The following is a 24259-nucleotide window of genomic DNA, read 5'->3' on the forward strand; positions in this document are numbered from 1 at the left end:
GCGCGAATTCCGGGGCCATTCACTGGAACAATCGCCGCAAGTTTGCGCGGCGCGCGGTCGTCCGGCAATTCAGCCGAACGGCATAGGCCGAATCCGAGCGTGTCAGCGCGCCGGCACTGGCTGCGTCACGAAACCGATCCGCTCGATTCCGGCCTGCTGCGCCGCGCCCATCACCTGCGCGACGATTTCGTATCGCGTGGCGCTCGACGCCCTCAGATGCAGTTCCGGCTTGTCGGCCGCCTTGCCGGCTGCGGCGAAGCGCGCGCGCATGTCAGCGGCGCTGATTGGCGCGTCGTTCCAATAGAGCTTGCCAGTATCGTCGATGGAAAGCGTGATGGTCTGCGGCGTCTCGCGCGCAGGCTGCGACGAGACCTTCGGCAAATCCAGCCGGATAGCGTGCGTAAAAAGCGGCGCGGTGATGATGAAGATCACCAGCAACACGAGCATGACGTCGATGAGCGGCGTCATGTTGATGTCGGCCATGGGCGAGCCGTTGGGCTTGTTGTCGAGTCCGCCGAAGGCCATCGCGCGCTCCCTATTCTTTCTCGCCGCAAACGAACGCGTGCAGATCGTGCGCGAAGCCGTCGAGTTCCTCAGAGATCTGCCGCACGTAGCGGCCGAGCACGTTGTACGCAAGCACCGCCGGAATCGCGACGACGAGCCCGAACGCGGTCATGATGAGCGCCTCGCCGACCGGCGCCGCGACGTTTTCGATCATCGCCTGCCCGCTCGCCGCAATGCTGCCGAGCGCGTGATAGATGCCCCAGACCGTGCCGAGCAAGCCGACGAAGGGCGCCGTGCTGCCCACCGACGCGAGCAACACCTGTCCGAATTCGAGCCGACGTTGCGAGCGCAGCAACGCCTGGCGCAGCGCGCGCAACACGCGCTCGTTGCGCTCGACGCGGGCGAGCAGCGCGCCGGGTACTTCCGCTTCGGAGGCGCGCCACGCCGCTTCGGCGAGCGGCAGATACACGCGCTCGCGGTCCGCGCTGCGCAACGCGGCGATGCCGTCTTTCAGCGTCGATGCCTGCCAGAAGCGTTGCAGCGCGAGCGGCCCTTGCCATTTTGCGCGTGCGAGCACCCACGCCTTCACGAGCAGGAAGCACCAGCTCGCGAGCGACATGGCGAGCAGCACGCCCGCGACCGCATGCGTGACGGCATCGCCGCTTTGCAGATAGTGGATAACGCCCGTTGCCGCCATCGTCCGTAAACGCCTCAGCGCAGGCCGAGCACGTCTTGCATGTCGAAGAAGCCCTTGTCGTGCGCGGCGAGGAAGCGCACCGCGCGCAGCGCGCCCTGCGCGTACGACAGACGGCTCGCGGACTTGTGCGTGATCTCGATGCGCTCGCCGATGCCCGCGAACAGCACCGTATGATCGCCGACGATATCGCCGCCGCGTATCGCCGAGAAGCCGATGGTCGACGGATCGCGCTCGCCGGTCACGCCTTCACGCGCATAGACGGCGCAGTCGTTCAGATTCCGGCCGAGCGCGCGGGCCACGACTTCGCCCATCGCCAGCGCGGTGCCGGACGGCGCATCCACCTTATGCCGATGATGCGCCTCGATAATCTCGATGTCGTAACCCTGCGCGAACTGTTTCGCGGCGAATTCGAGCAGCTTGAGCGTCACGTTCACGCCGACGCTCATGTTCGGCGCGAAGACCACGCCGATCTTGTCGCCCGCCTGCTTCAACTGCGCCTTTTGCTCGTCGAAGAAGCCGGTGGTGCCGATCACCATCTTCACGTTGTGACGCAGCGCCGCTTCCAGATGCGTGAGCGTGCCTTCAGGGCGCGTGAAGTCGATCAGATAGTCGGCGTCGGCGAACACGCGCTCGATGTCGTCGGTGAGCGCGACGCCGGTGGTCTTGCCGAGAAACGCGCCTGCGTCCTGCCCGAGTTGCGGCACGCCCGGACGGTCGAGCGCGCCGACGAGTTGCGCCTCGGGGTCGTTGAGAACGGTTTCGATCAGCATCCGGCCCATGCGGCCTGACGCCCCGGCGATGGCGATCTTCATGGCTGTCTCGTGTTGAACCGCGCGGCGAGCGCGGCTGATTGATACGGCGTCACGCGGGAGCGCCCGCGACGCCGGTCTGTCCGGCAAGGCGCGAACGGCGCGCCTTCCCGACGATGCTTCGCCGCGTTACTGCGGCATGCTGAACTGCGCTTGCCCGCCCGCGTTGGCCGGAGCCGGCGACGTGCTCGCGGGACCGACCGCGCTGCTGTCCGGAATCGTGATCGTCTGTGGCTTGCGCTGCAACTGGATCTGCGAGTTGCCGCCCACGCTGGCCGCGCCGGGCGCCGCGCCCGCGCTTTGCGGCACGTTCGGGCGCACGGACGATTGCGTGCGGCCAGTCGGCATTTCGACTTGCGCCGTCGCGCGATTCGCTGCCTGCGCGGCCTGCTGGTTCGCATCGCCCGCGAAGGCTGCCGCGGTGTTCGGCTGCGTGGACGGCTCGCCGACCGGCGCGGTCACGGTGCTTGCCGACGCCGCCGATGCCGATGCCGCAACCGCTGCGGGCGCCGTTGGCGCCTTCGCGACCTTCAGGCCCCGGTCGCCGTCGATCTCGGCGAGCAGTTCGAGGTTAGACGGCAGATTCTCGCCGCCCGACCAGCTCACGACGCGATCGCTCGCGAAGTTCACGATGAAGTCGCGCTGCTGCACGACGGAGGTGGAGCCGCGCTTGAAGTAGAACACGTAGTCCCAGCGGTCCGCGTGGAACATGTCGGTGAGCAGCGGCGTGCCGAGCAGTTGCCTGACCTGATCGCGCGACATGCCGACCTGCATCTGGCTCGCCGCTTCCTGCGAAACGAAGTTGCCCTGCACGACCGTGATGCGGTATGGCGTGATGCTCTGCGCGATCTTCTGCGTGACGCTGTCGTACGTCGAGCAACCCGCGAGCAGCGCGGCGAGGGTTGCTGCGATGATGGTTCCCCGCATGCGACGGCTCTCCCTGCAATTCGATAAAAATTTTGAGATCATTTCACCTTTCGCGCACAGCGCCGATGACACTGACAACGCCGCGCTTCTCGTTCCGCTCTCAGTGCGCTTCTGCGTGACTACTGCGTGGCTTCTGCGTAGCTTCCGCGCGGTTTTGCGTACTTTCCGCATGAGATGTCAGGATTCGGAAAAACGCATTACTATGAGAACCTTGAATTGTACTCTAGGGATGCCTAGCCATGACCAATCCCTCCGATCTGAAAAATATCGGGCTCAAGGCGACCCTGCCCCGCCTCAAGATTCTGGAAATCTTCCAGCATAGTCCGGTGCGTCACCTGACCGCTGAAGACGTGTATCGCAATCTGCTCAATGAAGAGCTCGATATCGGGCTCGCCACCGTGTACCGCGTGCTCACGCAGTTCGAGCAAGCGGGCCTGCTGTCGCGAAGCAATTTCGAATCGGGCAAAGCGGTGTTCGAGCTGAACGAAGGTTCGCACCACGATCACCTCGTCTGCATCGACTGCGGGCGCGTCGAAGAGTTCTTCGACGCCGAGATCGAACGGCGCCAGCAGTCCATCGCGAAGGAGCGCGGCTTCAAGCTGCACGAGCACGCGCTCGCGCTCTACGGCGCCTGCACGAAGGAAAACTGCCCGCACCGCAAGCACTGAGCGAACGCGCCCGGGGCGGCGCGAACGCATAGTGACGAAAATGAGCCGCCGTCCATCGGCTTCGATGGACGGCGGTTTTGTTTCGTCCATTTCGTCCCTATGCGGCGAATTCCGATAACGACGCTCGTCTCCGCCGACGCAGGCACTTCCCGCGACAGCCGCGGTCATAGCACCGGCCGCGAGCGATCGCTAGCCCTCCGTGGCTTCAATCAGCTTTCCGCGGACCTGCAATCAGCGAACGTCAAAAGGAGTAACGTCAATGGACGTGCAACAACTCGTATCAGAATTTCTGTCTTCGTCGCACGGGGCGCAAGCCACGCAGGCGTTGACCGATCAGGGCTTCAGCCAGGAAGACAGTCAGCAAATGCTTAGTACGGCTGCGGAAACGGCGCACGCGCACGCCGAAGAGCAGAGCCAGGGCTTGCTGGGCGACCATCCCGGCAAGAGCTTCTTCGCGGCGTTCGCGGCGGGACTCGTGCGCGGCGACGGCTTCTTCAAGTCGCTGGAAGAAGGCGGCGAAGGCGTGCTGACCGGACGCATCGCGGAATCCATCGGCGCGCGCATGGGCCTGGACCCGGGCACTGCGTCGACCGTTGCGGCCGCCGCGACGCCGTACGTCATATCGTTCCTGCGCCAGCGGTTCGCATAACGCCGCGCAAAAAACAAAGCCGCTCGGAGGAGCGGCTTTGTCATTTCAGCGGACCGAACGTTACTTCGCGTTCGCGAGCGCGACCGCCGTATCCAGCATGCGGTTCGAGAAGCCCCACTCGTTGTCGTACCAGCTCGACACCTTCACGAGACGGCCCGACACCTTCGTGAGCGTTGCGTCGAACGTCGACGAAGCCGGGTTGTGGTTGAAGTCGACCGACACCAGCGGCGCGTCGTTGTAGCCGAGAATGCCCTTCAGCTCGCCTTCCGACGCTTCCTTCATGATCTTGTTGACTTCTTCGACCGTCGTGTCGCGCGCCGCGATGAACGACAGATCCACCACCGACACGTTGATGGTCGGCACGCGGATCGCGTAGCCGTCCAGCTTGCCGTTCAGCTCCGGCAGCACGAGACCGACCGCCGACGCAGCGCCGGTCTTCGTCGGAATCTGGCTATGCGTGGCCGAGCGCGCGCGGCGCAGGTCTTCGTGATACACGTCGGTCAGAACCTGGTCGTTCGTGTAGGCGTGGATCGTGGTCATCAGGCCGTTGACGAGGCCGATCTTGTCGTTCAGCGGCTTGACGAGCGGCGCGAGGCAGTTCGTCGTGCACGATGCGTTCGAGATGACCGTGTCCGATGCCTTCAGCACGTTGTGGTTCACGCCGTACACGATGGTCGCGTCCACGTCCTTGCCGCCCGGCGCGGAAATGATGACCTTCTTCGCGCCGCCCTTGATGTGCGCGCTCGCCTTTTCCTTCGTCGTGAAGAAGCCGGTGCACTCCATCACCACGTCGACGTTCAGCTCGCCCCACGGAAGTTCAGCCGGGTTGCGGTTCGCCAGCACGCGAATCTTGTCGCCGTTCACGACGAGGTAGTCGCCGTCCACGGACACGTCGCCGGGGAACTTGCCGTGCGCGGTGTCGTACTGCGTCAGGTGCGCGTTCGTCTTGGCATCGCCGAGATCGTTGATGGCGACGATCTCGATGTCGTGCTTCTTGCCGTTCTCGTAGAAGGCGCGCAACGTGTTGCGGCCGATCCGGCCGTAGCCGTTGATTGCAACGCGAATCGTCATGGTCTATCTCCTTGGCTTAAAAAAACCTGCTTCGCTGCACGCGGATGCTTACGCGGCCAGAACGGCCTTCGCCGTTTCGACGACGTGCTCCACCGTGAAGCCGAAGTGCTTGAAGAGCGCACCGGCCGGCGCGGACTCTCCGAACGTGTCGATGCCGACCACGCCGCCTTCGAGGCCCACGTACTTGCGCCAGAAATCCGTCACGCCCGCTTCGATCGCTACGCGCGCCACGCCCTTCGGCAGCACGCGCTCACGGTATTCGGCGTCTTGCTTGTCGAAGAGGTTCGTGCAGGGCATCGAGACGACGCGCGCGCCGATGCCTTCTTTCGCGAGCGCCTCGACCGCCTGCATCGCGAGCTGCACTTCCGAACCCGTCGCGATCAGAATGATTTTGCGCGCGGGAATGTCGTCGTTCCAGTCGACGAGCACGTAACCGCCCTTCGCGATGTTCGCGATCTGAATGTCGTTGCGCGGCGAGAACTGCAAGTTCTGGCGGCTGAAAATGAGCGTCGACGGGCCTTCGTGTTCGATCGCATGCGTCCACGCGACGGCCGTTTCCACGGTATCCGCCGGACGCCACGTCTGCAACTGCGGAATCAGACGCAGGCTGGAGACGTGCTCGACCGACTGGTGCGTCGGACCGTCTTCGCCGAGGCCGATGGAATCGTGCGTGAAGACGAAGATCGAGCGCGCTTTCATCAGCGCGGCGACGCGCAGCGCGTTGCGGCTGTAGTCGGAGAACGTCAGGAAGGTGCCGCCGAACGGACGGAAGCCGCCATGCAGCGCAATGCCGTTGATGGCCGCGCTCATGCCGAATTCGCGCACGCCGTAATTGATGTGATTGCCCCACTGGATGCCCGCGTGGCCCGCGTTGACGTTCTCCGCGTCGCCGGCGGCGCGCACGGCTTTCGACGCCTTCCAGTTCGTGAGATTCGAGCCGGTCAGGTCGGCCGAACCGCCGAGCAGTTCCGGCAGCGCGGCGGCGAGGCCTTCAATGGCTTGTTGCGATGCCTTGCGCGTCGCGACGGTTTCCGCACGCTGGTTCGCGTCCTCGATGATCTTCGCGGCGCTCGCTTTCCAGTCGGCGGGCAGTTCGCCCTTCATGCGGCGCGTGAATTCGGCGGCCTGTTCGGCGTACTTCGCGCGATAGGCGTCGAACGCCTTGTTCCACTCGCCTTCCACGCGCGCGCCCTGCTCCTTCGCGTCCCACGCCGCATAGACTTCCTGCGGAATCACGAACGGCTCGTACTGCCAGCCGATGGCCGCGCGCGTGGCCGCGATCTCGTCGCCGCCGAGCGGCGCGCCGTGCGCGTCGTGGCCGCCCGCCTTCGTCGGCGCGCCCTTGCCGATGACCGTGCGGCAGCAAATGAGCGTCGGCTTGTCGGATTGCTTCGCCTGGGCGATGGCGGCATCGACTGCGTTGACGTCGTGGCCGTCCACGGCGCGAATCACGTTCCAGCCGTACGCTTCGAAGCGCTTCGGCGTGTCGTCGTGGAACCAGTGCTCGACGTGGCCGTCGATGGAAATGCCGTTGTCGTCGTACAGGGCGATCAGCTTGTTAAGCTTCAGCGTGCCCGCGAGCGAACACGCTTCGTGGGAGATGCCTTCCATCAGGCAGCCGTCGCCGAGGAACACGTACGTGTGGTGGTCGACGATCTTCGCGTCGGCCTTGTTGAACTCCGCGGCGAGCAGCGCTTCGGCGAGCGCCATGCCGACCGCGTTGGCGACGCCCTGGCCGAGCGGGCCGGTGGTCGTCTCGACGCCCGGCGTGATGCCCACTTCGGGATGGCCCGGCGTCTTCGAATGCAGCTGGCGGAAGTTCTTGATCTCGCTCATCGGCAGGTCGTAGCCGGTGAGGTGCAAAAGCGCGTACAGCAACATGGAGCCGTGACCGTTCGACAGGACGAAACGATCGCGGTCGAACCAGTGCGGATTCGACGGGTTGTGCTTCAGATGGCGCGACCACAGCGCGACGCCGATCTCGGCCATGCCCATGGGCATGCCGGGGTGACCGGAGTTGGCTTGTTGCACGGCATCCATGGCGAGCGCGCGAATTGCGTTGGCCATGAGGGCGGTCGGGCTGGAAGTCGGGATCGTCATGTCGGGTGTCGGCGGCTACGGAAGCAGTGAGGCAGTGCGTCGAGGCAGTACGTCGGGTCAGTGCGTCGAGGCAGTGCTGAAACGATCCACGGTGCTTCTTGACGCTGCGTCTGACCGGTACTTCGCACCGGACGCCGGACCCGCGGCACACCGCGTTTTCAGTACCGGAACGACGAGAAACGACGAGGATCGGGAGACGGTCATTCTAACAGACCGGTCCGATCGACAGGCGTGCGACACGGCGCCGAACGTGCGGCTTCCGGCGTTCGCGGGCATGTTCCGTGCAGCCGGGCGAAGCCGTTCATCGCGTCATCACGCGGGCTCGCGCCGCGGGCGGTTCGCGCCTCATGGCAAAATGCCCCTCACTGGTACGAGCAAAAGGCTTCAAGGAGTGCTTTCGATGACTGACCCTCGCCCCGCCGACGTCCCCTGGCTCACGCCCTATCTCACCGTGCGCGATGCGCGCGTGAGCATCGGGTTCTACGAGAAGGCGTTCGGCTTCGCGGTACGCGACAGCGTGAACGACGACGGCACCATCATCCACGTCGAGATGACGTATCGCGGGCAACTGATTCTGATGTTCGCGCCGGAGGGCGCGTACGGATCGCAGGCGCGCACGCCGAAGAGCGCGGGCCAGATGGCGCCGCAGTCGTTCTATCTCTATGTCGACGATGTCGATGCCACCTTCGCGCAGGCGCTCGCCGTCGGCGCAAAGCCGCTCATCGAGCCGCAAGACCAGTTCTGGGGCGACCGCTTCGCGCAGATCGAAGACCCGGACGGCTATCGCTGGGCGATTGCGCGCCACCTTCGTTGAACTCGCCGCAAGGCGCTATCCGCGGACCGAGCGTCCGTGATCGATCTCCATGCCACGCTTTTTCGTTGACGGCCCGCTCGCGGCGGGTCAGACCATGTCTCTTCCCGACGACGTCGTGCGCCACGTGCACGTGCTGCGCTTGCAGAACGGCGACGCCGTCACGCTCTTCGACGGCACCGGAGGCGAGTATCACGGCGTGCTCGTCGAAATCGGCAAACGCGCGGCGCTCGCGCGCATCGACGCACACAGCGAACGCGAAGCCGAGCCGCCGTATCGCGTGACGCTCGCGCAGGGCGTCGCGGGCGGCGACAAGATGGACTGGCTCATCGAAAAGACGGTGGAACTGGGCGTCGCGCAGATTGTGCCGCTCACGGCCGAGCGCGGCGTCGTGCGGCTCGCGGGCGAGCGCGCGTTGCGGCGTCAGGCGCACTGGCAGGCCCTCGCGCGCGCGGCGTGCGAGCAATGCTGGCGCAATCGCGTGCCGGAAGTGGCCGCGCCGCGCGACCTGAGCGCGTGGCTGGCGTCATTGCCAGCCGCTGCGGATGGCGACCTGCGGCTACTGCTTTCGCCTCGCGCCGACGTGTCGTTCGCCGCGCTGCCCGCAGAGCCGCCGCGCGGCTGCGTCACGCTGGTGATCGGTCCGGAAGCTGGCTTCTCGCCGAGAGAAGAGAGCGAGATCGTCGCGGCGGGTTTCGCGGCGCTCGGTCTCGGACCGCGCGTGTTGCGCACGGAAACGGCGGGAATCGCGGTGCTCGCGGCGCTGGCCGCGCGCTGGGGCGGATGGTGAGTCCGCGCCCGGCCGCCACAAAAGCAAACAGCCCGATGACGGGCTGTCCTGCTAACCGCTGACGCGATCGAACGAACTCAGACGAAAGAATAGAACACCCGGAACGCCACGCGCCGCTCGGCCCAGAATTCGGCGGCATCGCGGAACACATCGAGCAGCGTTTCGCGCCCTTCTTTGTCGAACTTCTGCGCGATGGGCAATTGCTCCAGCACGATCACGAAGCCCGGCTGCGAACCCGCGCGGTGCACGAGGTCGGTGAGGCAGTCGTAGAGCGCGTCGTAGTTCTTGCCGAAGTGCTTCGGAAACAGGAACGAGGTCGCGATGGTTTCCAGCACTTCCTGTTTGCTCTGCGCCTGGCCGAGATACGCATACAGAAAGTGCTGGCCGAGGCGATTGGCCTCGTCGGCGAGTTCCTGCACGCGAAACGCGCGGATGGATTGCACGATGTTCGGCCGCACCGTCGCAAACAGAGACTCCGACTCGTCCTGCGGATGCGCCGCCGGATGCAGGTTCGGATTCGGCTCGTCATCGGGTCTGTTGTCGTGTTCTGTCATGCGTAGCCGCAATACTCGCTGGAACAGGTTGCCGTCGCCGGTTGCGAAAAAATCACCCGCGACGCCGTTGTCGTGCGCGTAGATGTTGTCGCTCATGCCGTTAATCCCTCGTTATCCCGCAATGCGTTTAAAACTGGCGTAGTGGTCGTCCGAGTAGTAACAATCGTCGATCTGCCGCTTGGGGCCGCCGCATACGATCCGGCGTGCGCCGCGATCCCGCGCTCGCGGCGTGGGGACTGTGTATTCGTGGTAGTAGCCGCGCGCACGCCGTGGCAGCAAGCGTTCGCGGTTGCCGAACACGACGCCGTCTTTCTCGTAAGGGAAAGGCCCGCCCGCCTGGATCAACTGCAGTGTCTCGACCGCCTGTTTCGGCAACTGCGCGACGGTCACAGTCGCGAAGTCGTCGTTGCGCGCTTGGCCGGCCTGCGCTGCGGACGACCGGCTGGCCTCCGGCGGGATCTTCGCCGAATCGGCCTGATTCGCCGGCTTCGCGGGCATGACCGTGTCTGCCGCGCTTCGGGATTCGTCCTTGCCGCAGCCGCCCAGAAAGACGCCGAGTGCGACGATGCAGGCAAGTGCCGTAGCGCGCTTCACGAAACGATTGTCCCCGCGATGAACCGAAAAATGCGACAACCCCGAAAGATGTAAGGGTATCGCTAATGCCAAAGCGAAGCAACGTTCGGCGGGATTTCGGAAATTTTTTCTCAACTTCGCGGGCCCATGCACCGTTTTGCGGAGAAAAGGCAGCTACATCTAGCCCAAATCTGAGAGACATTTCAACTGCGCAAGATAATAATTTCACGCGCTGGGAATCGAAACCCTTGGACAAGCCGCCTCACTTGTCGCCAGTTTCACGGCATGCGCTCCATGCCGGACGCCCTGCGCTTTTAGGGAACAGCAAACTTCCCCCTTGCTATTGCCCCGGCGTGCCGCCTTCGCGGCACGTTTTTTTTGGGCGCAAAAAAAAAAACGCGGCGGGAAGATCCGCCGCGTCGGGATTACATCGAGCGAGAATCAGCGCGCCGCCGATGCGTCCGCCACCAGCAACGCCGTCATGTTCACGATGCGCCGCACGGTCGCCGAAGCCGTCAGCACGTGCACCGGCTTCGCCGCGCCAAGCAGAATCGGCCCGATCGCGATGTTGTTGCCCGCCGCCGTCTTCAGCAAGTTGTACGAGATGTTCGCCGCGTCGATGTTCGGCAGGATCAGCAGATTCGCGTCGCCTTCGAGCGTCGATTCGGGCAGCACTTCCTTGCGCAAACGGGCATCGAGCGCCACGTCGCCGTGCATTTCGCCGTCGACGTCGAGATCGGGCGCGCGCTCCTTCAGGATGGCGAGCACGTCGCGCATCTTCTGCGCGGTCGGCGCGTTGCTCGTGCCGAAGTTCGAATGCGACAAAAGCGCGATCTTCGGCATGATGCCGAAGCGCTTCACTTCTTCCGCCGCGAGGATCGTGATTTCGGCGAGCTGCTCCGGCGTCGGATCGACGTTCACGTGCGTATCGACGATAAAAATCTGGCGGCCCGGCAGCACGAGCGCGTTCATCGCCGCGTACACATTGCAGCCGTCCTTCTTGCCGATCACCTGGTCGATGAAGTGCAGATGCCGATGCGTGGTGCTCACCGTGCCGCAGATCATGCCGTCCGCTTCGCCCTTCTTCACGAGCATGGAACCGATCAGCGTGGTGCGGCGGCGCATTTCCAGCTTCGCCATCTGCTGGCTGATGCCCTTGCGCGCCATCATCGCGTAATAGGTCTGCCAGAAGTCGCGATAACGCTCGTCGTGGTCCGTGTCGACCACGGTGAAGTCGACGCCCGGCGTGAGGCGCAGGCCGAACTTCGTGATGCGCTGCTGAATGACTGCCGGACGGCCGATGAGAATGGGCTTCGCGATCTTCTCGTCCACGGCGATCTGCACCGCGCGCAGCACGCGCTCTTCCTCGCCTTCCGCGAACACGATGCGCTTTTTCTCCGGCTCCACGCTGCGCGCGAGCTGGAACACCGGCTTCATCGTCGTGCCGCTGTGGTAGACGAACTGCTGCAAGTGCTGCTCGTACGCGTCAATGTCTTCGATAGGACGCGTCGCCACGCCGGATTCCATCGCGGCTTTCGCCACCGCCGGCGCGATCTTCACGATGAGACGCGGATCGAACGGCTTCGGAATCAGATATTCCGGCCCGAACGACAAGTCCTGAATCCCATACGCCGTCGCGACGATATCGCTCTGCTCCTGACGCGCGAGTTCGGCGATCGCGTTCACCGCGGCGATCTCCATTTCCTTCGTGATCGTCGTCGCGCCGGCATCCAGCGCGCCACGGAAGATGAACGGAAAGCACAGCACGTTGTTGACCTGATTCGGGTAGTCCGTGCGGCCCGTGGCGAGCACCGCGTCCGGGCGCACTTCCAGCGCGAGCTCTGGCAGGATTTCCGGCGTGGGATTGGCGAGCGCGAGAATCAGCGGCTTCGCGGCCATGCCCTTCACCATGTCCTGCTTCAGCACGCCGCCCGCCGAGAGGCCGAGGAACACGTCCGCGCCTTCGATCACTTCGGCAAGCGTGCGCGCGCTAGTTTCGCGGGCAAAGCGTTCCTTGTCCGGGTCCATGAGTTCGACGCGACCCTTGTACACGACGCCGGCCAGATCCGTCACGAAGATGTTCTCGAGCTTCATGCCGAGATCGACGAGCAGGTCCAGACACGCGAGCGCCGCCGCGCCCGCGCCCGATGCGACGAGCTTCACTTCGCCGATGTTCTTGCCGACCACCTTCAGGCCGTTCGTGATGGCCGCCGCGACGACGATGGCCGTGCCGTGCTGGTCGTCGTGGAAGACGGGAATCTTCATGCGCTTGCGCGCCTCGCGCTCGACGATGAAGCAGTCCGGCGCCTTGATGTCTTCGAGATTGATGCCGCCGAAAGTCGGCTCCAGCGCGGCGATTACATCGACGAGCTTGTGCGGGTCGCTTTCGTTCAGCTCGATGTCGAACACGTCGATGCCGGCGAACTTCTTGAAGAGCACGGCCTTGCCTTCCATGACCGGCTTGGAGGCGAGCGGCCCGATGTTGCCGAGCCCGAGCACCGCCGTGCCGTTCGACACGACGCCGACGAGGTTGCTGCGCGCGGTGAAGCGCGCGGCGTTCAGCGGATCTTCGACGATCGCTTCGCATGCGAACGCCACGCCCGGCGAGTACGCCAGCGCGAGGTCGCGCTGGTTGATCATCTGCTTGGTCGGGGCGATCGCGATTTTGCCGGGCGTCGGAAACTCGTGATAATCGAGCGCGGCTTCGCGCAACTTCGTATTGGCGGGAGTCGTCATAAGGCGGGCTAGCAGTGCGGGAATTAGAATGGAACCTCGAACGCATTGTAGCGCCAATCAAGCCCCGCTTTTACGCGCAGTCCATGCAATTCGGCTACAAGTGCCATGACCGGAGAACGCCTGATCGCCCGGCTGGGCAAGGCTTTCGACACATCATTCCGTTTTTTCGAGACGTGCGGCGGCGTTCGAAAGCGCAGCCGTTGCCGCGCCGTCTTTCTCTTGCACCGCACAAATAACCGCTTCCCCGACGATGCTTTCCGAGTTCTCCCTGATCGATCGATACTTCGCCCGCCGCGCGAAAGCGCCCTCGCCGAGACAGGGCGACGCGCCGCTCGGCATCGGCGACGACTGCGCGCTGATCGCGCCGCCCGCCGGCCATCAGCTTGCGATCTCGACGGACATGCTCGTCGCCGGCCGTCACTTTTTCCCCGATGTCGATGCGTACGCGCTCGGTCACAAGGCGCTCGCGGTGAATCTGTCGGATCTCGCCGCGATGGGCGCGAAGCCGCACGCGTTCACGCTCGCGCTCGCCTTGCCGCGCGCCGATGAAGCGTGGCTCGCCGCGTTCAGCGACGGCATGTTCGCATTGGCCGAACGCTTCGACTGCGCGCTCGTCGGCGGCGACACGACGAGCGGGCCGCTCAACATCTGCATCACCGTATTCGGCGATGTGGCGCACGGCGCGGCGCTGCGACGCGACGCAGCAAATCCGGGCGACGACATCTACGTGTCGGGTGCGCTCGGCGATGCGCGCGCGGGGCTCGGCGTCTTGCGCGACGAATGGCGCGCGCCGGACGAAGCGAGCGCATCGGCATGGAAGCAGGCGCTCGAACGGCCGGAGCCGCGCGTGACGCTGGGACTCGCGCTCGCCGGCGTGGCGCACGCGGCGCTCGATATCTCCGACGGCCTCGCGGGCGACCTCATGCACATCCTCACGCGCTCGGGCGTTAGCGCGACCGTCGATGCCGACGCCGTGCCGTGTTCCGACGCGGTGCGCGCGCTGCCCGACACCGCGCGCCGCCAGTGCACGCTCGCGGGCGGCGACGACTACGAGCTCTGCTTTACCGCGCCGCGCGAGGCGCGCGATGCGGTGGCGCGCATCGGCGAGCGCGTGGGCGTGGCGCTCACGCGCATCGGTACAATCGGTTCCGCGGGCGCGCCCGCCATCGCCTGGCGCGACGGCGCGGGCGCGCCGCTTTCCCTGACGTTGCAAGGCTTCGACCACTTTCATGCAGACTGACCACACCGCCGCGAGCGAATCCGCGCCGCCGCGTTCGCCCACCCCCGCCAAACCGCGCAAGGCGAGCGCGCGTTTCATGCTCACGCATCCGCTGCACATTCTGTCGCTCGGTTTCGGCAGCGGCCTTTCGCCCATTGCGCCCGGCACGGTCGGCACGCTCTTCGCGTGGGCGTCGTTCGTGCCGCTCAACCGGCATTTGACCGTGGCGGAATGGGGCGCGCTGATCGCCGTCGGCTTCATCGCCGGATGCTGGTTTTGCGGCTTCACCGCGAAGAAGATGGGCGTCGCGGACCCGTCGCCGGTGGTGTGGGACGAGATCGTCGCGTTCTGGCTCGTGCTGCTGGTCGTCACGCCCGCGACCTTCACCGGGCAGTTGTGGGCGTTTATCGTGTTCCGCTTCTTCGACATGGTGAAGCCGCCGCCGATCCGCTATTTCGACCGCCATCTGAAAGGCGGCTTTGGCATCATGTTCGATGATCTCGTCGCCGCGTTCTTCAGCCTGCTCGTGATTGCGCTGTGGCGCATGACCGTGTGACGTTTCACTCCTTTGTCTGCGAGACACCGCCATGCCAACCGATACCGTCGTTCATCAACTTGCGATCCGCGTCGGCAACAAGCTGCGCGACGAACGGCTGATGCTCGCCGCCGCCGAATCGTGCACGGGCGGCATGGTGGCGGCCGCGATCACGGACATTTCGGGCAGCAGCGCGTGGTTCGAGCGCGGCTTCGTCACGTATTCGAATCTGGCGAAAACGGAGATGATCGGCGTGCCGGCCGCGCTGATCGAGCAGCACGGCGCGGTGAGCGAGCCGGTCGCGAAAGCGATGGCCGAAGGCGCGCTGCGCAACAGCCGCGCGCAGGTTTCGGTGTCGATCACGGGCGTCGCCGGACCCGCGGGCGGCAGCGAAGCGAAGCCGGTCGGCACCGTTTGCTTTGCGTGGAGCAATCGCCTGCATACCGCGTTCGAGACGCAGCATTTCAAAGGCGACCGCGAGCAGGTGCGCACGCAGGCAGCGGCGCACGCTTTGAGGAAGTTGCTAGAGTTTCTGGAACAGCGCGAGCGGTGAGCCCGCGCCGCCCTCATCACCGATACGCGTTGATCGTATCCCGCGTCTTCTTCGCGGCTTCGGCCGCCGCGTTCGCGTAATCGTCGCCCTTGCCGGCGTAGATGATGGCGCGCGACGAGTTGATCAGCATGCCCGAGCCGTTCGCCGTGCGGCCCGCGCGCACGGTCGCTTCGACATCGCCGCCTTGCGCGCCGATGCCCGGAATCAGCAGCGGCATGTCGCCGACAATGCCACGCACCGCTTCGATCTCCTTCGGAAACGTCGCGCCGACGACGAGCCCCAGTTGCCCGCTCGCGTTCCACTTCTCGGCCGCCAACTGCGCGACGACCTGATACAGCGGCTTGCCGTCCGTCGTCAGGAATTGCAGGTCGGAACCGCCCGCGTTCGACGTGCGGCACAGCACGATTACGCCCTTGCCTTCATGCGCGAGATACGGCTCGATGGAATCGAAACCCATGTACGGATTCACCGTCACGGCGTCCGCTTTGTAACGCTCGAACGCTTCCTTCGCGTATTGCTCGGCCGTGCTGCCGATATCGCCACGCTTCGCATCGAGAATGACCGGCAGCCCCGCGTGCTTTTCATGGATATGCGCGATCAGCGCTTCGAGCTGATCTTCCGCGCGATGCGCGGCGAAGTACGCGATCTGCGGCTTGAACGACGACGCGTACGGCGCGGTGGCATCGACGATGGTCTTGCAGAATTCGAAGATCGCGTCGGCGCGGCCCGCGAGCGCGCCGGGAAACTTCGACGGCTCGGGATCGAGGCCGACGCACAGGAGCGATTGCGTGCGCGACCACGCGGCGTTGAGCGACTGGATGAAAGACATGGGGAAAAACCGGCGGAAAGGGATGCCATGCATTTTAACGTGCGCGACTACGCTTTCCGGTTCGGGCGTTTGGTGCGTTTGGTGCGTTTGGCGCGTTCAGCGCGCGAGCGCCGCGCGGCCGCGCGCCTTCGCTCCCGCGCGCGTGCGCGGCCGGCCACGGCGCGCGGCCTCGCCGGTGCGCTCGACGGTAAAGCGGAACTCGCGCGAAAGCCGCTCGCCGGGGGCGAGCACCGTCATGCCGTTCGCCTCGCCGCCGCCCGGCAGGTTCACCGCGTTGATCGGATGATCGACCGGCTCGAAGCAGAAGTAGTCTTCGCCGGGCGGCGCGTAAAGCACGTAGTAATCGGTGTCGGCGGCAATCGTCAGCGAAAGACGGCGCTTCGGCCAGAGCACACTCGTGCGTCCGCTCCAGCCGGTGAACGCGTTGTTCACCATTTCGGACGGCATCGGATACGCGACGCCGAACTGCCACGCAGGCGGCGCGGGCACATGGCGCACCGGAAGCCAGTCGTCGCCGCAGAGCCACAGGCCGCCCGCCGCCGCCGACAGCTCGGTGTCGGCTTCGCGCATCAGAAACGGATGCAGGCCGAGACCGAAGGGCAGCGCCTCGTCGCCGGTGTTCTGCACGTCGAGCGTGACGACGAGCGTAGCTTCGTCGAGTGCATACGTCTGCGACGCGCGAAACGAGTACGGCTTGCCGTCGCTGCGCTCGAACGCAAGACGCACGCGCGTCGTGTCTTCTTCCTCGACGGTCCACGCGCCGAGCCAGCCGTCGCCGTGCAGCGGCAGCGGCTCATCCGGGCGATTGCGCGGCACGTCGATGGCGCGTCCGGAGAATCGAAAATGCCCGTTGCCGATGCGGTTCGAATACGGCAAGAGCGGATAACACGCGAGCTGGTCCGGATCGGTGTCCGGGCCCGGTTCGGCGCACGGCCGGAAAATCGGCACGAGCGCGCCTTCGTGACGCCAGTCGAAGCGCGTGACGCCGCCGCCGAGCGCCGGCGCAACATCGAGCCTCAAGTGCGCGTTCGCGAGCGTGATGCAGCCTTCGACGGCCGCGCCGCCAATGGCGACGACCGCCGTGCTCGGCCCCGGGCGAATGGGCGGTTCGGCGGCGGCGGCGAGCCGCGAGCGGCGCGCGTTCGCCTGCGCCGTGGACGCGGACGGCGGATTCACCCTTTGCTCATTGCGCGCAACCGTCATGACCTGTGCTCCATCGAGAGGCGAAAAACCCGGCGCGGCCGCGCCGGGTACTGAACGGGCGGCGCGTCGGATCGCGCGCCGCCTCGGTTTTTTATGCTCGCGGCTTGCCGGCGAAAACCGGCTCCGCGATGCCGCGCACGCCGGGCTGCGCGGTGAAGATGCCGCCTGCGTGGGCGTCGGTCTTGAGTGCGTCCTCGCTCAAGCCGATGCGCGCCGTCGTCACGAAGAGCGTATCGAGCGAGTCGCCGCCGAACGCGACGCAACTCGGCTGCGCGCTCGGCACCTCGATGCGCGCCGTCTCGCGGCCGTCCGGCGCGTAGCGCACCACGCGCCGCCCGCCCCACTGCGCGTTCCACAGGCCGCCTTCCGCGTCGACCGTGGAGCCGTCGGGCGCGCCGGTATCGTCCGTCAATTCGACGAACACGCGGTCGTTCGCGAGACTCGGGTAATCGCAGACGCGAATGCGGCGCGTCGGCGTGTCGCAGTAGTAGAGCGTCGTGCCGTCCGGACTGAACGCGGTGCTGTTGTTGATCGCGCAATTTCCGAGCGGCAGGCGCTCCAGCGACAAATCCAGGTTCAGCCGATAGTAACCGCCGAGCGGCTCTGCGTCGTCCACGTCGTGCTTCGTGCCGAACACGAAGCGTCCTTCTCGGTCGCAGCGGCCGTCGTTCAGGCGCGTCGGCAGGCCGGCTTCCACTTCCGTGATCGTCTCGATCTTGCCCGTCGAAAACTGGAAGAACGCGAGCCGCGACGCAAGCCCGAGCAGCACGAAGTCCGGGTCCGCGCAGAGCGCGAAGCACGCGAGGCGCTCCGGCATGTCGAAGGCTTCGGTCGATCCGTCGCGCGGATCGTATCGCAGGAACCGCTTGCCTTCGATGTCCGTCCAGTAGAACCGCCCGCTCGCGGCGCACCACGTCGCGCCCTCGCCGAGCGCGCACCGGCTGTCGATCAGAAGACGTGCCTCGGTTGCATCGGTTGCGCCGCTTTGATTCATTAGACCCATCCTCCGTCGATGATGATTTCCTGCGCCGTCATCATGCTGCTATCGTCCGATGCGAGAAAGAGCGCGGCGCGCGCCAGATGCTCCGGCAGCACTTCGGCGTCGATGCACTGTCCCTGCTTGATCGCGAGCTTGCCCGCCTCGTCGAGCCACAGGCGCTTCTGCTTTTCCGTCATCACCCAGCCGGGCACCAGCGAATTCGCGCGGATGCCGAACTTGCCGAGGTCGCGCGCGAGACCGCGCGTCAAGCCCTGCACCGCCGATTTTGCCGTCACGTACACGGGCAGATTCGGGTTCTTAAGCATCCAGCTGACGGAGCCGAGATTGATGATCGAGCCGCCGCCGAGTTGCTTCATGTCGTCGACGACCGCCTGCGCCGCGAAGAACTGGTGACGGATATTCACCGCGATGCCCCAATCGAACGATTCGGGCGTGACTTCCTGAATGGTATGACGCTTGTCGTTGGCCGCGTTGTTCACAAGCACGCCGATCGGCCCGAGCGCGCCGCGCACATCCGCGATGCCTTGGCGCAATGCGTCGATGTCCGTCAGGTCCACGCGCAGGAACATCGGGCGCGTGCGGTCCGCGCCAAGGTCCGCGCCGAGCCGGTCGGCCAGCGCCTCGCCGGCTTCGGTGTCGATATCGAAGAACGCCACTTTCGCGCCCTGGTCGAAGAAATGCTCGACGAACGCCGCGCCGATGCCGGTCGCGCCGCCCGTGACGAGCACGGTCTTGCCCGCGAGGCTCGGGTAGCGCGCGAGGGATTTGTCGATGGATGTCATATGTTTCGCCGTCCTTTCAGTCGCGCGATCCGCGATTTTTCAACTGGTCTAGCAACACGGCAGCGAGCAGAATCGCGCCGCGCACGAGGTACTGATAGAACGCGTCGATGTTCAACAGGTTCATCACGTTCTCGACCGTGCCCATGATGAGCACGCCGATCACCACGCCGGAAATCGTCGCGCGGCCGCCGAGCAGCGAGACGCCGCCGAGCACGCACGCCGAAATCACGTTCAGCTCGAAGCCTTGCGCCGCGTTCGGCTGTCCCGACGTGATCCGAGACGCAAGGATAACGCCTGCGAGCGCCGTTACCGCGCCCTGCACGAGGAAAATCCATACGCGCGTGCGTTCGACATTGATACCCGCGAGCCGCGACGCTTCCGGATTGCCGCCGATAGCAAGCGTATTGCGGCCATAAACCGTCTGGTTCAGCAACACGCCGAACACGATGAAACACGCGAGCGTGACCCAGATCGGCAGAGAAATGCCGAGCATGGTGAGGCTGCCGAGTTCGATGAACGTATCCGACGACACGCCGACCGCCTGCCCGTGCGACACGATAAAGCCGAGCCCGCGCACGATTTCCATGGTCGCGAGCGTGGTGATCAGCGCGTTGATGCGCAGATACGCGATCACCGCGCCGTTCACGAAGCCGATCACCGAGCCTGCCGCCACCGCCGCGATGATTGCGATGAAGGTGTTGTTCGTCGCGTTCAGCACCATCGCGCAGAGCACGCCCGCGAACGCGATGGTCGAGCCCACCGACAAGTCGAAGTCGCGCGAGGCGAGGCAGAACATCATCGTGCAGGCGACCATGCCGATCTGCGAGATCGACAGCGCCAGCCCGAGCATGTTCTCAATGGAGAAGAAGTGATCGACGGTCAGCGACATCGTGACGAACATCACGATGAAGATCACGATCAGGCTGTATTCCGTGATCTGCTGCCACCACTTCTGCTTGTCGCTTCTCTGCGGGATCAGCGCGTTCGCGACCGTTTCGCTAGCCTGTCCCACGATGTTTTCTCTGGCTTCCATGATTTCTTCCCTTGTCCCCTTTAACTCTTACGCGGCTTCGGCGACCGTCTCCGATTGCGGCAGCGCGAGGCTCAGCACCGACTGTTCGTTCGCCTGTCCGCGCGGCAATTCGCCCGCGACGCGCCCTTGCCGCATCACGACGATGCGATCGGACACGCCGAGCACTTCCGGCAGTTCCGACGAGATCATCACGATCGCGCAGCCGCGCTCCGCGAGCTGATAGATCACGTTGTAGATTTCATGCTTCGCGCCGACGTCGATGCCGCGCGTCGGTTCATCGAGAATCACGACCTTGAGATCCGGCTCCGCGAGCCAGCGCGACAGAATCGCTTTCTGCTGATTGCCGCCCGACAGAAAGCGGATGCGCTGACGGCGGCTCGGCGTCTTGATCTTCAGAAGCTGAATGAAGCGGTCCGCCGTCTCGGCTTCCTTCTTGCGGTCGAGAAAAAGCCCCGCGCGCAGAAAATGACGGCGGCACGAAATGTTGATGTTCTCCGCCACCGTCGCCATCGCGACGATGCCCTCTTCCTTGCGATCCTCCGGGCACAGCACGATGCCGTGGCGAATCGCTTCGCCGGTGCTGCGAATCTTGATCGGCTGGCCGTCGAGCTGGATCGTGCCTTCCTTCTTCTTGTCCGCGCCGTAGATCAGATGCATCAGTTCGCTGCGCCCCGCGCCGACCAACCCGAAGAACCCGACGATCTCGCCGCGCCGCACCTCGAAGCTCACCGGCGCGGAAAGCGCCTCGCCCTGCACGTTCTGCACCGCGAAGCGCACGTCGCCCAGTTTGCGCGGACGATAGTTATAGATATCCGAGATCTCCCGGCCGACCATTTCCTGCACGAGCGTGTCGCGCGGCACTTCGGCCAGGCGCGTATGCGACGCGATCTTGCGGCCGTCGCGGAAAATGGTGCAGGCGTCGCATAGCTCGTAGATCTCGTCCATGCGGTGCGAGATATAGATGAGCGCGCGCTTGTCCGCTTTCAGGTCGCGCACGAGCTTGAACAGGACTTCGGTTTCGCGGTGCGAGAGCGACGAAGTCGGCTCGTCGAGCGCGATCACGCGCGCGTTGCGCAAGAGCGCCTTGCAGATCTCGACCATCTGCCGCTGCGCGATGGAGAGCTTGCGCAGCTTCGCGTTGGGATCGAGATCGACGCCCATCGCGGTGAGCCGCTCGCGCACGTGCTTTTTCGCCGCGCGCTTGTCGACCCAGCCGAGCCGGTTCGGCAGCGCGCCGAGCAGCAGGTTCTCGGATACCGTCAGGTCCGGCACGTACTGCAATTCCTGGTGAATCACCGCGATACCCGATGCAATCGAAGCCGCGGCGCTTCCGAAATGCACTTCGCGGTCGTCGATGAGCACGCGCCCCGAATCGGGCTGATACTCGCCGCCGAGAATCTTGAGCAAGGTCGATTTGCCCGCGCCGTTCTCGCCCATCAAACCGTGAACTTCGCCGGCATTGACGTCGAACGACACGCCGTCGAGCGCGCGCACGCCTGGAAACACCTTGCCGATATTGTCAAAACGCAGCGTCGCTGACACATCGCCTCCTTGTTCTCTGCGGGCCGCGCTGTCATGCGGCCCGCCTGCTCGATGGATTTAGTTCGACGCCAGGCCCATTTGCTGACGCACCGACGACACGTTCTCACGCGTGGCGAGCATGCCCGTCGTGAGCGTGAGCGGCGGCGGCGCCTTGCCGTCCTTGATCCACGCGTACATCAGCTCGGAGGTCTCTTCGCCGTGACGCTTCGGGCTGATGATGACCGTGCCGAAGAAGCCCGTCGGGTTCGGCTTCTTGAACTCGTTCAACGCCGAATCCGAGCCGCCGATGCCGATGCCGATCATGTTGTCCGCCTTGAAGCCGCGGCCTTCCGCCGCGCGCACCGCGCCGAGCACGGCTTCGTCGTTCAGGCCGTAGGCGACCCAGTGCTTGAACTGCGGGTTCTTCGTGAGCGCGATGTTCGCCGCGTTGAACGCGTTCTCCGTGTCGGTCTTCGCTTGCGGCGCGGCAATCACGTTCGCCTTCGGGAAACCGGCGGCGAGAAGCGCGTCCGTCGCGCCGCTCGTGCGGTCATGCGCGGTCGGCAACTGCTCGTAAGTGACGTCGATCGCGCCGACATCCTTCATGTCCCAGCCGCGCTTCTTGATCTCGGCGGCGATGCCGTCGCCCACCTGCTTGCCGATGTTGTAGGCCGAAATGCCCATGTGCGGCACCGACTCGATCGGCTTGCCGGAACCATCGACGAGGCGGTCATCCACCGTCATCATCTTCAGCTTGTCGGCCTTCGCCTTCGCGACGATGCCCGGCCCGAGCTTCACGTCCGGCGTGCAGATGATGAAACCCTGCGCCTTTTGCGCGGCGAGGTTGTCGATCGCGCTCATCACCTTTTCGCCCGACGGCGCGCCGATCTTCACGAGCGTGAAGCCCTTCTCCTTGGCGGCGGTCTCGGCGAACTTCCATTCGTCCTGGAACCACGGCTCTTCCGGCTGCTTCACGAGAAAGCCGATCTTGATGTCGTCGGCGGCCTGCGCGACGGGCGCGGCGATCATCGTGGCGCTCGTGGCCGTGGCGGCGGCGATCAGCGTGAGGAACAGTCTGCGTTTCATCTTGTGTCTCCCGACTTTTTCCGTTGTCTCAAAATACCCGCGTGCGGGCGGTAAAAAGCGTGTGGCCGCGTATCTTTCTGCGTGGGATGCCGCACCGCGGCCAGTGCGTCATTTCTTTTGGTTCGTACGTCTTCAGTCGTCTCAGTCGTGATAGAGCGCGCTACGGCCTCCATCGACCGTGATACAGCTTGCGTTGATGAACGGCGCTTCGTCCGATGCGAGGAACACTGCCGTCATCGCGACTTCCTGCGGCTTGCCGATGCGCTTCATCGGCTGGAGATCGAGCGTCGCCTGCCGCGCTGCCTTCGGATCGGCTTGCGAGTCCCACCAGTCCAGCGTCAGTTGCGTTTCGATGTAACCCGGCGCGATGGCATTCACGCGCACGTTGTTCGGCGCGTATTCGATGCCGAGCGCGCGCGTCAGCCCGATCACGCCGTGCTTCGCGACCGGATACGGAAAGCAGCCCGGGATGATCTTGAAGCTGTGCGTCGAGGCGATATTCACGATGCTGCCCCGGCCGCGTTCCACCATGCCGGGCAGCACCGCGCGGCAGCCGTTCCACACGCCGTCGAGATCGACGGCGAAGCAGCGCCGCCAGTCGTCGTCGGTCATGGTCAGCGGATCGCAGAACACGTTGATGCCGGCGTTGTTCACGAGCACGTCGAGCGCGCCGAACTTCGCTTCCGTTTGCGCGACGGCGTCTTTCACCGACGCGCTTTGCGTCACGTCGGTCTGCACCGCGATGACGCGCTCGGACTGCGTTTCGTCGGCGATGCGCTTCGCCGTCTCGCGCGCCGTCTCGATGTCCAGTTCCGCGAGCGCGACCGCCGCGCCTTCGCGCGCGAACGCCAACGCGATCGCCGCGCCGATGCCGCGGCCCGCGCCGGTGACCATCGCGACTTTGCCGGCGAGCCGGTTCATCGCTTCTCACCCTTCGCGATAGCAAGCCCAGCGATAAACGCCTTCGCGTGCGATGCCGTCACGCTCACGCTTTGCCCCGGCTTGTAGAGCGCCGAGCCCAAGCCGAAGCCGTTCGCGCCCGCCGTGAGAAACGGCCCCATGTTGTCCGGCGCGATGCCGCCGACCGGCACGAGCGGCACTTCTTTCGCGATGACCGCCCGCCACGCCTTCACCACCGTCGGGCCGAGTTGCTCGGCGGGGAACATTTTCAGCACGTCCGCGCCGTTCTTCAGCGCGAGAAAACCTTCGTTCGGCGTGGCGACGCCCGGCGCGCACGCGAGTCCGTGCGCCTTCGCGGCCCGCACGACATCGCCGTCGCTGTGCGGCATCACGATAAGTTCGCCGCCCGCGTCCTTCACGTTATCCACGTAGCTCGGATGCAGCACCGTGCCCGCCCCGACGATGGCGTCGTCCGGCAGCGCCTGCCGGATCGCGGCGATGCTGTCGAACGGCTGCGGCGAATTGAGCGGCACCTCGACGATGCGAAAGCCCGCTTCGTACAGCGCGCGGCCGTGCTCGGCGGCATCGGCGGGCGTGACGCCGCGCAGGATCGCGATGAGCGGACACTGGGCGAACGCCTTCGCGAGACCGGCGTGCATCTCGTACGGCCCCGGCAGATTGATGTGAGGTTGCATCGTCGTGCTCCTTG

The 24259-nt window shown here is 65.2% G+C and carries 24 protein-coding genes and 2 pseudogenes; 7 read left to right on the plus strand and 19 right to left on the minus strand.

All coding sequences use genetic code 11. From position 1 onward, the window contains the following. Positions 1 to 102: 102 nt before the first annotated feature. From LDZ24_RS11170 to LDZ24_RS11185, 4 genes are all read right to left on the minus strand, one after another. Complete coding sequence (locus LDZ24_RS11170) at positions 103 to 525, minus strand: biopolymer transporter ExbD (RefSeq protein ID WP_248320496.1); 423 nt, start codon at positions 523 to 525, stop codon at positions 103 to 105. 10 nt (positions 526 to 535) lie between these two features. Then, positions 536 to 1201, minus strand: coding sequence for a MotA/TolQ/ExbB proton channel family protein (locus LDZ24_RS11175; protein WP_248320497.1), 666 nt, complete (start codon positions 1199 to 1201; stop codon positions 536 to 538). 14 nt (positions 1202 to 1215) lie between these two features. Continuing rightward, positions 1216 to 2013 (minus strand): 4-hydroxy-tetrahydrodipicolinate reductase, encoded by a 798-nt coding sequence (gene dapB / locus LDZ24_RS11180; protein WP_248320498.1) that lies wholly within the window; start codon positions 2011 to 2013, stop codon positions 1216 to 1218. Positions 2014 to 2139: 126 nt separating this feature from the next. Beyond that, positions 2140 to 2937, minus strand: coding sequence for an outer membrane protein assembly factor BamE (locus LDZ24_RS11185; protein ID WP_248320499.1), 798 nt, complete (start codon positions 2935 to 2937; stop codon positions 2140 to 2142). A gap of 239 nt (positions 2938 to 3176) precedes the next feature. Between LDZ24_RS11185 and fur the strand changes: the two genes are divergently transcribed. Both fur and LDZ24_RS11195 read left to right on the plus strand, forming a co-directional pair. Further along, positions 3177 to 3605: a ferric iron uptake transcriptional regulator gene (gene fur / locus LDZ24_RS11190; protein WP_159836963.1), complete on the plus strand. Its 429-nt coding sequence runs from the start codon at positions 3177 to 3179 to the stop codon at positions 3603 to 3605. Positions 3606 to 3864: 259 nt separating this feature from the next. Further along, positions 3865 to 4254, plus strand: coding sequence for a hypothetical protein (locus tag LDZ24_RS11195; protein ID WP_244847224.1), 390 nt, complete (start codon positions 3865 to 3867; stop codon positions 4252 to 4254). Positions 4255 to 4314: 60 nt separating this feature from the next. On the opposite strand, the gene gap is transcribed toward LDZ24_RS11195, so the two are convergent. Then, positions 4315 to 5325: a type I glyceraldehyde-3-phosphate dehydrogenase gene (gene gap / locus LDZ24_RS11200; protein ID WP_175945054.1), complete on the minus strand. Its 1011-nt coding sequence runs from the start codon at positions 5323 to 5325 to the stop codon at positions 4315 to 4317. A 48-nt stretch (positions 5326 to 5373) separates the two neighbouring features. Then, positions 5374 to 7425: a transketolase gene (tkt, locus tag LDZ24_RS11205; protein ID WP_248320500.1), complete on the minus strand. Its 2052-nt coding sequence runs from the start codon at positions 7423 to 7425 to the stop codon at positions 5374 to 5376. Between the two features lie 400 nt (positions 7426 to 7825). Here tkt and LDZ24_RS11210 point away from each other — a divergent pair, with 400 nt between their 5' ends. Both LDZ24_RS11210 and LDZ24_RS11215 read left to right on the plus strand, forming a co-directional pair. Further along, positions 7826 to 8239 (plus strand): glyoxalase/bleomycin resistance/extradiol dioxygenase family protein, encoded by a 414-nt coding sequence (locus tag LDZ24_RS11210; protein WP_248320501.1) that lies wholly within the window; start codon positions 7826 to 7828, stop codon positions 8237 to 8239. A 49-nt stretch (positions 8240 to 8288) separates the two neighbouring features. Beyond that, positions 8289 to 9026 carry a 16S rRNA (uracil(1498)-N(3))-methyltransferase gene (locus LDZ24_RS11215; protein ID WP_248320502.1) on the plus strand — a complete coding sequence of 246 codons (738 nt, stop codon included), beginning with the start codon at positions 8289 to 8291 and terminating at the stop codon, positions 9024 to 9026. A gap of 77 nt (positions 9027 to 9103) precedes the next feature. Here the strand turns inward: LDZ24_RS11215 and LDZ24_RS11220 are convergent. From LDZ24_RS11220 to LDZ24_RS11230, 4 genes and pseudogenes are all read right to left on the minus strand, one after another. After that, positions 9104 to 9499, minus strand: a pseudogene (locus LDZ24_RS11220) (barstar family protein); the annotation flags it as partial. Positions 9500 to 9568: 69 nt separating this feature from the next. Beyond that, positions 9569 to 9676 (minus strand): annotated as a pseudogene (locus LDZ24_RS28120) (barnase inhibitor); the annotation flags it as partial. 15 nt (positions 9677 to 9691) lie between these two features. Then, positions 9692 to 10174: a ribonuclease domain-containing protein gene (locus tag LDZ24_RS11225; RefSeq protein ID WP_206468282.1), complete on the minus strand. Its 483-nt coding sequence runs from the start codon at positions 10172 to 10174 to the stop codon at positions 9692 to 9694. A gap of 420 nt (positions 10175 to 10594) precedes the next feature. Continuing rightward, positions 10595 to 12889: an NADP-dependent malic enzyme gene (locus LDZ24_RS11230; protein ID WP_248320503.1), complete on the minus strand. Its 2295-nt coding sequence runs from the start codon at positions 12887 to 12889 to the stop codon at positions 10595 to 10597. 250 nt (positions 12890 to 13139) lie between these two features. Here LDZ24_RS11230 and thiL point away from each other — a divergent pair, with 250 nt between their 5' ends. Genes thiL through LDZ24_RS11245 form a run of 3 tightly spaced genes read left to right on the plus strand, consistent with a single transcriptional unit; the run spans position 13140 to position 15196 of the window. Continuing rightward, the gene (thiL, locus tag LDZ24_RS11235) at positions 13140 to 14129 is read left to right on the plus strand and encodes a thiamine-phosphate kinase (RefSeq protein ID WP_248320504.1); all 990 of its coding nucleotides are present in this window, start codon (positions 13140 to 13142) and stop codon (positions 14127 to 14129) included. Next, positions 14119 to 14664 carry a phosphatidylglycerophosphatase A gene (locus LDZ24_RS11240; protein ID WP_248320505.1) on the plus strand — a complete coding sequence of 182 codons (546 nt, stop codon included), beginning with the start codon at positions 14119 to 14121 and terminating at the stop codon, positions 14662 to 14664. The genes thiL and LDZ24_RS11240 overlap by 11 nt, the downstream gene beginning before the upstream one ends. A gap of 31 nt (positions 14665 to 14695) precedes the next feature. Next, a complete protein-coding gene (locus tag LDZ24_RS11245; RefSeq protein WP_175945071.1) occupies positions 14696 to 15196 on the plus strand; it encodes a CinA family protein in 501 nt (166 codons plus the stop codon). Positions 15197 to 15212: 16 nt separating this feature from the next. Here the strand turns inward: LDZ24_RS11245 and pyrF are convergent, their stop codons facing one another. The 9 genes from pyrF to LDZ24_RS11290 form a co-directional block, all read right to left on the minus strand. Continuing rightward, a complete protein-coding gene (gene pyrF / locus LDZ24_RS11250) occupies positions 15213 to 16025 on the minus strand; it encodes an orotidine-5'-phosphate decarboxylase (RefSeq protein ID WP_248320506.1) in 813 nt (270 codons plus the stop codon). Between the two features lie 96 nt (positions 16026 to 16121). Continuing rightward, complete coding sequence (locus LDZ24_RS11255) at positions 16122 to 17228, minus strand: aldose 1-epimerase (RefSeq protein ID WP_248320507.1); 1107 nt, start codon at positions 17226 to 17228, stop codon at positions 16122 to 16124. Between the two features lie 91 nt (positions 17229 to 17319). Continuing rightward, positions 17320 to 18231 carry an SMP-30/gluconolactonase/LRE family protein gene (locus LDZ24_RS11260; protein ID WP_248320508.1) on the minus strand — a complete coding sequence of 304 codons (912 nt, stop codon included), beginning with the start codon at positions 18229 to 18231 and terminating at the stop codon, positions 17320 to 17322. Continuing rightward, entirely contained in the window at positions 18222 to 19010 is a 789-nt protein-coding gene (locus LDZ24_RS11265) for an SDR family NAD(P)-dependent oxidoreductase (RefSeq protein WP_248320509.1), read from the minus strand. The genes LDZ24_RS11260 and LDZ24_RS11265 overlap by 10 nt, the downstream gene beginning before the upstream one ends. 16 nt (positions 19011 to 19026) lie before the next feature. Then, the gene (gene araH, locus LDZ24_RS11270; RefSeq protein WP_206467031.1) at positions 19027 to 20043 is read right to left on the minus strand and encodes an L-arabinose ABC transporter permease AraH; all 1017 of its coding nucleotides are present in this window, start codon (positions 20041 to 20043) and stop codon (positions 19027 to 19029) included. A 27-nt stretch (positions 20044 to 20070) separates the two neighbouring features. Continuing rightward, positions 20071 to 21585 (minus strand): L-arabinose ABC transporter ATP-binding protein AraG, encoded by a 1515-nt coding sequence (gene araG / locus LDZ24_RS11275; RefSeq protein ID WP_248320510.1) that lies wholly within the window; start codon positions 21583 to 21585, stop codon positions 20071 to 20073. A gap of 57 nt (positions 21586 to 21642) precedes the next feature. Further along, positions 21643 to 22650 (minus strand): arabinose ABC transporter substrate-binding protein, encoded by a 1008-nt coding sequence (locus LDZ24_RS11280; RefSeq protein WP_206467033.1) that lies wholly within the window; start codon positions 22648 to 22650, stop codon positions 21643 to 21645. Between the two features lie 141 nt (positions 22651 to 22791). Next, the gene (locus LDZ24_RS11285; protein ID WP_248320511.1) at positions 22792 to 23571 is read right to left on the minus strand and encodes an SDR family oxidoreductase; all 780 of its coding nucleotides are present in this window, start codon (positions 23569 to 23571) and stop codon (positions 22792 to 22794) included. Continuing rightward, positions 23568 to 24245, minus strand: coding sequence for a 2-dehydro-3-deoxy-6-phosphogalactonate aldolase (locus LDZ24_RS11290; RefSeq protein WP_248320512.1), 678 nt, complete (start codon positions 24243 to 24245; stop codon positions 23568 to 23570). Before LDZ24_RS11290 ends, LDZ24_RS11285 begins: the two co-directional genes overlap by 4 nt. Between the last annotated feature and the right edge of the window lie 14 nt (positions 24246 to 24259).

Origin of the sequence: Caballeronia sp. Sq4a (assembly GCF_023170545.1) — a bacterium.
Lineage (GTDB): Bacteria > Pseudomonadota > Gammaproteobacteria > Burkholderiales > Burkholderiaceae > Caballeronia.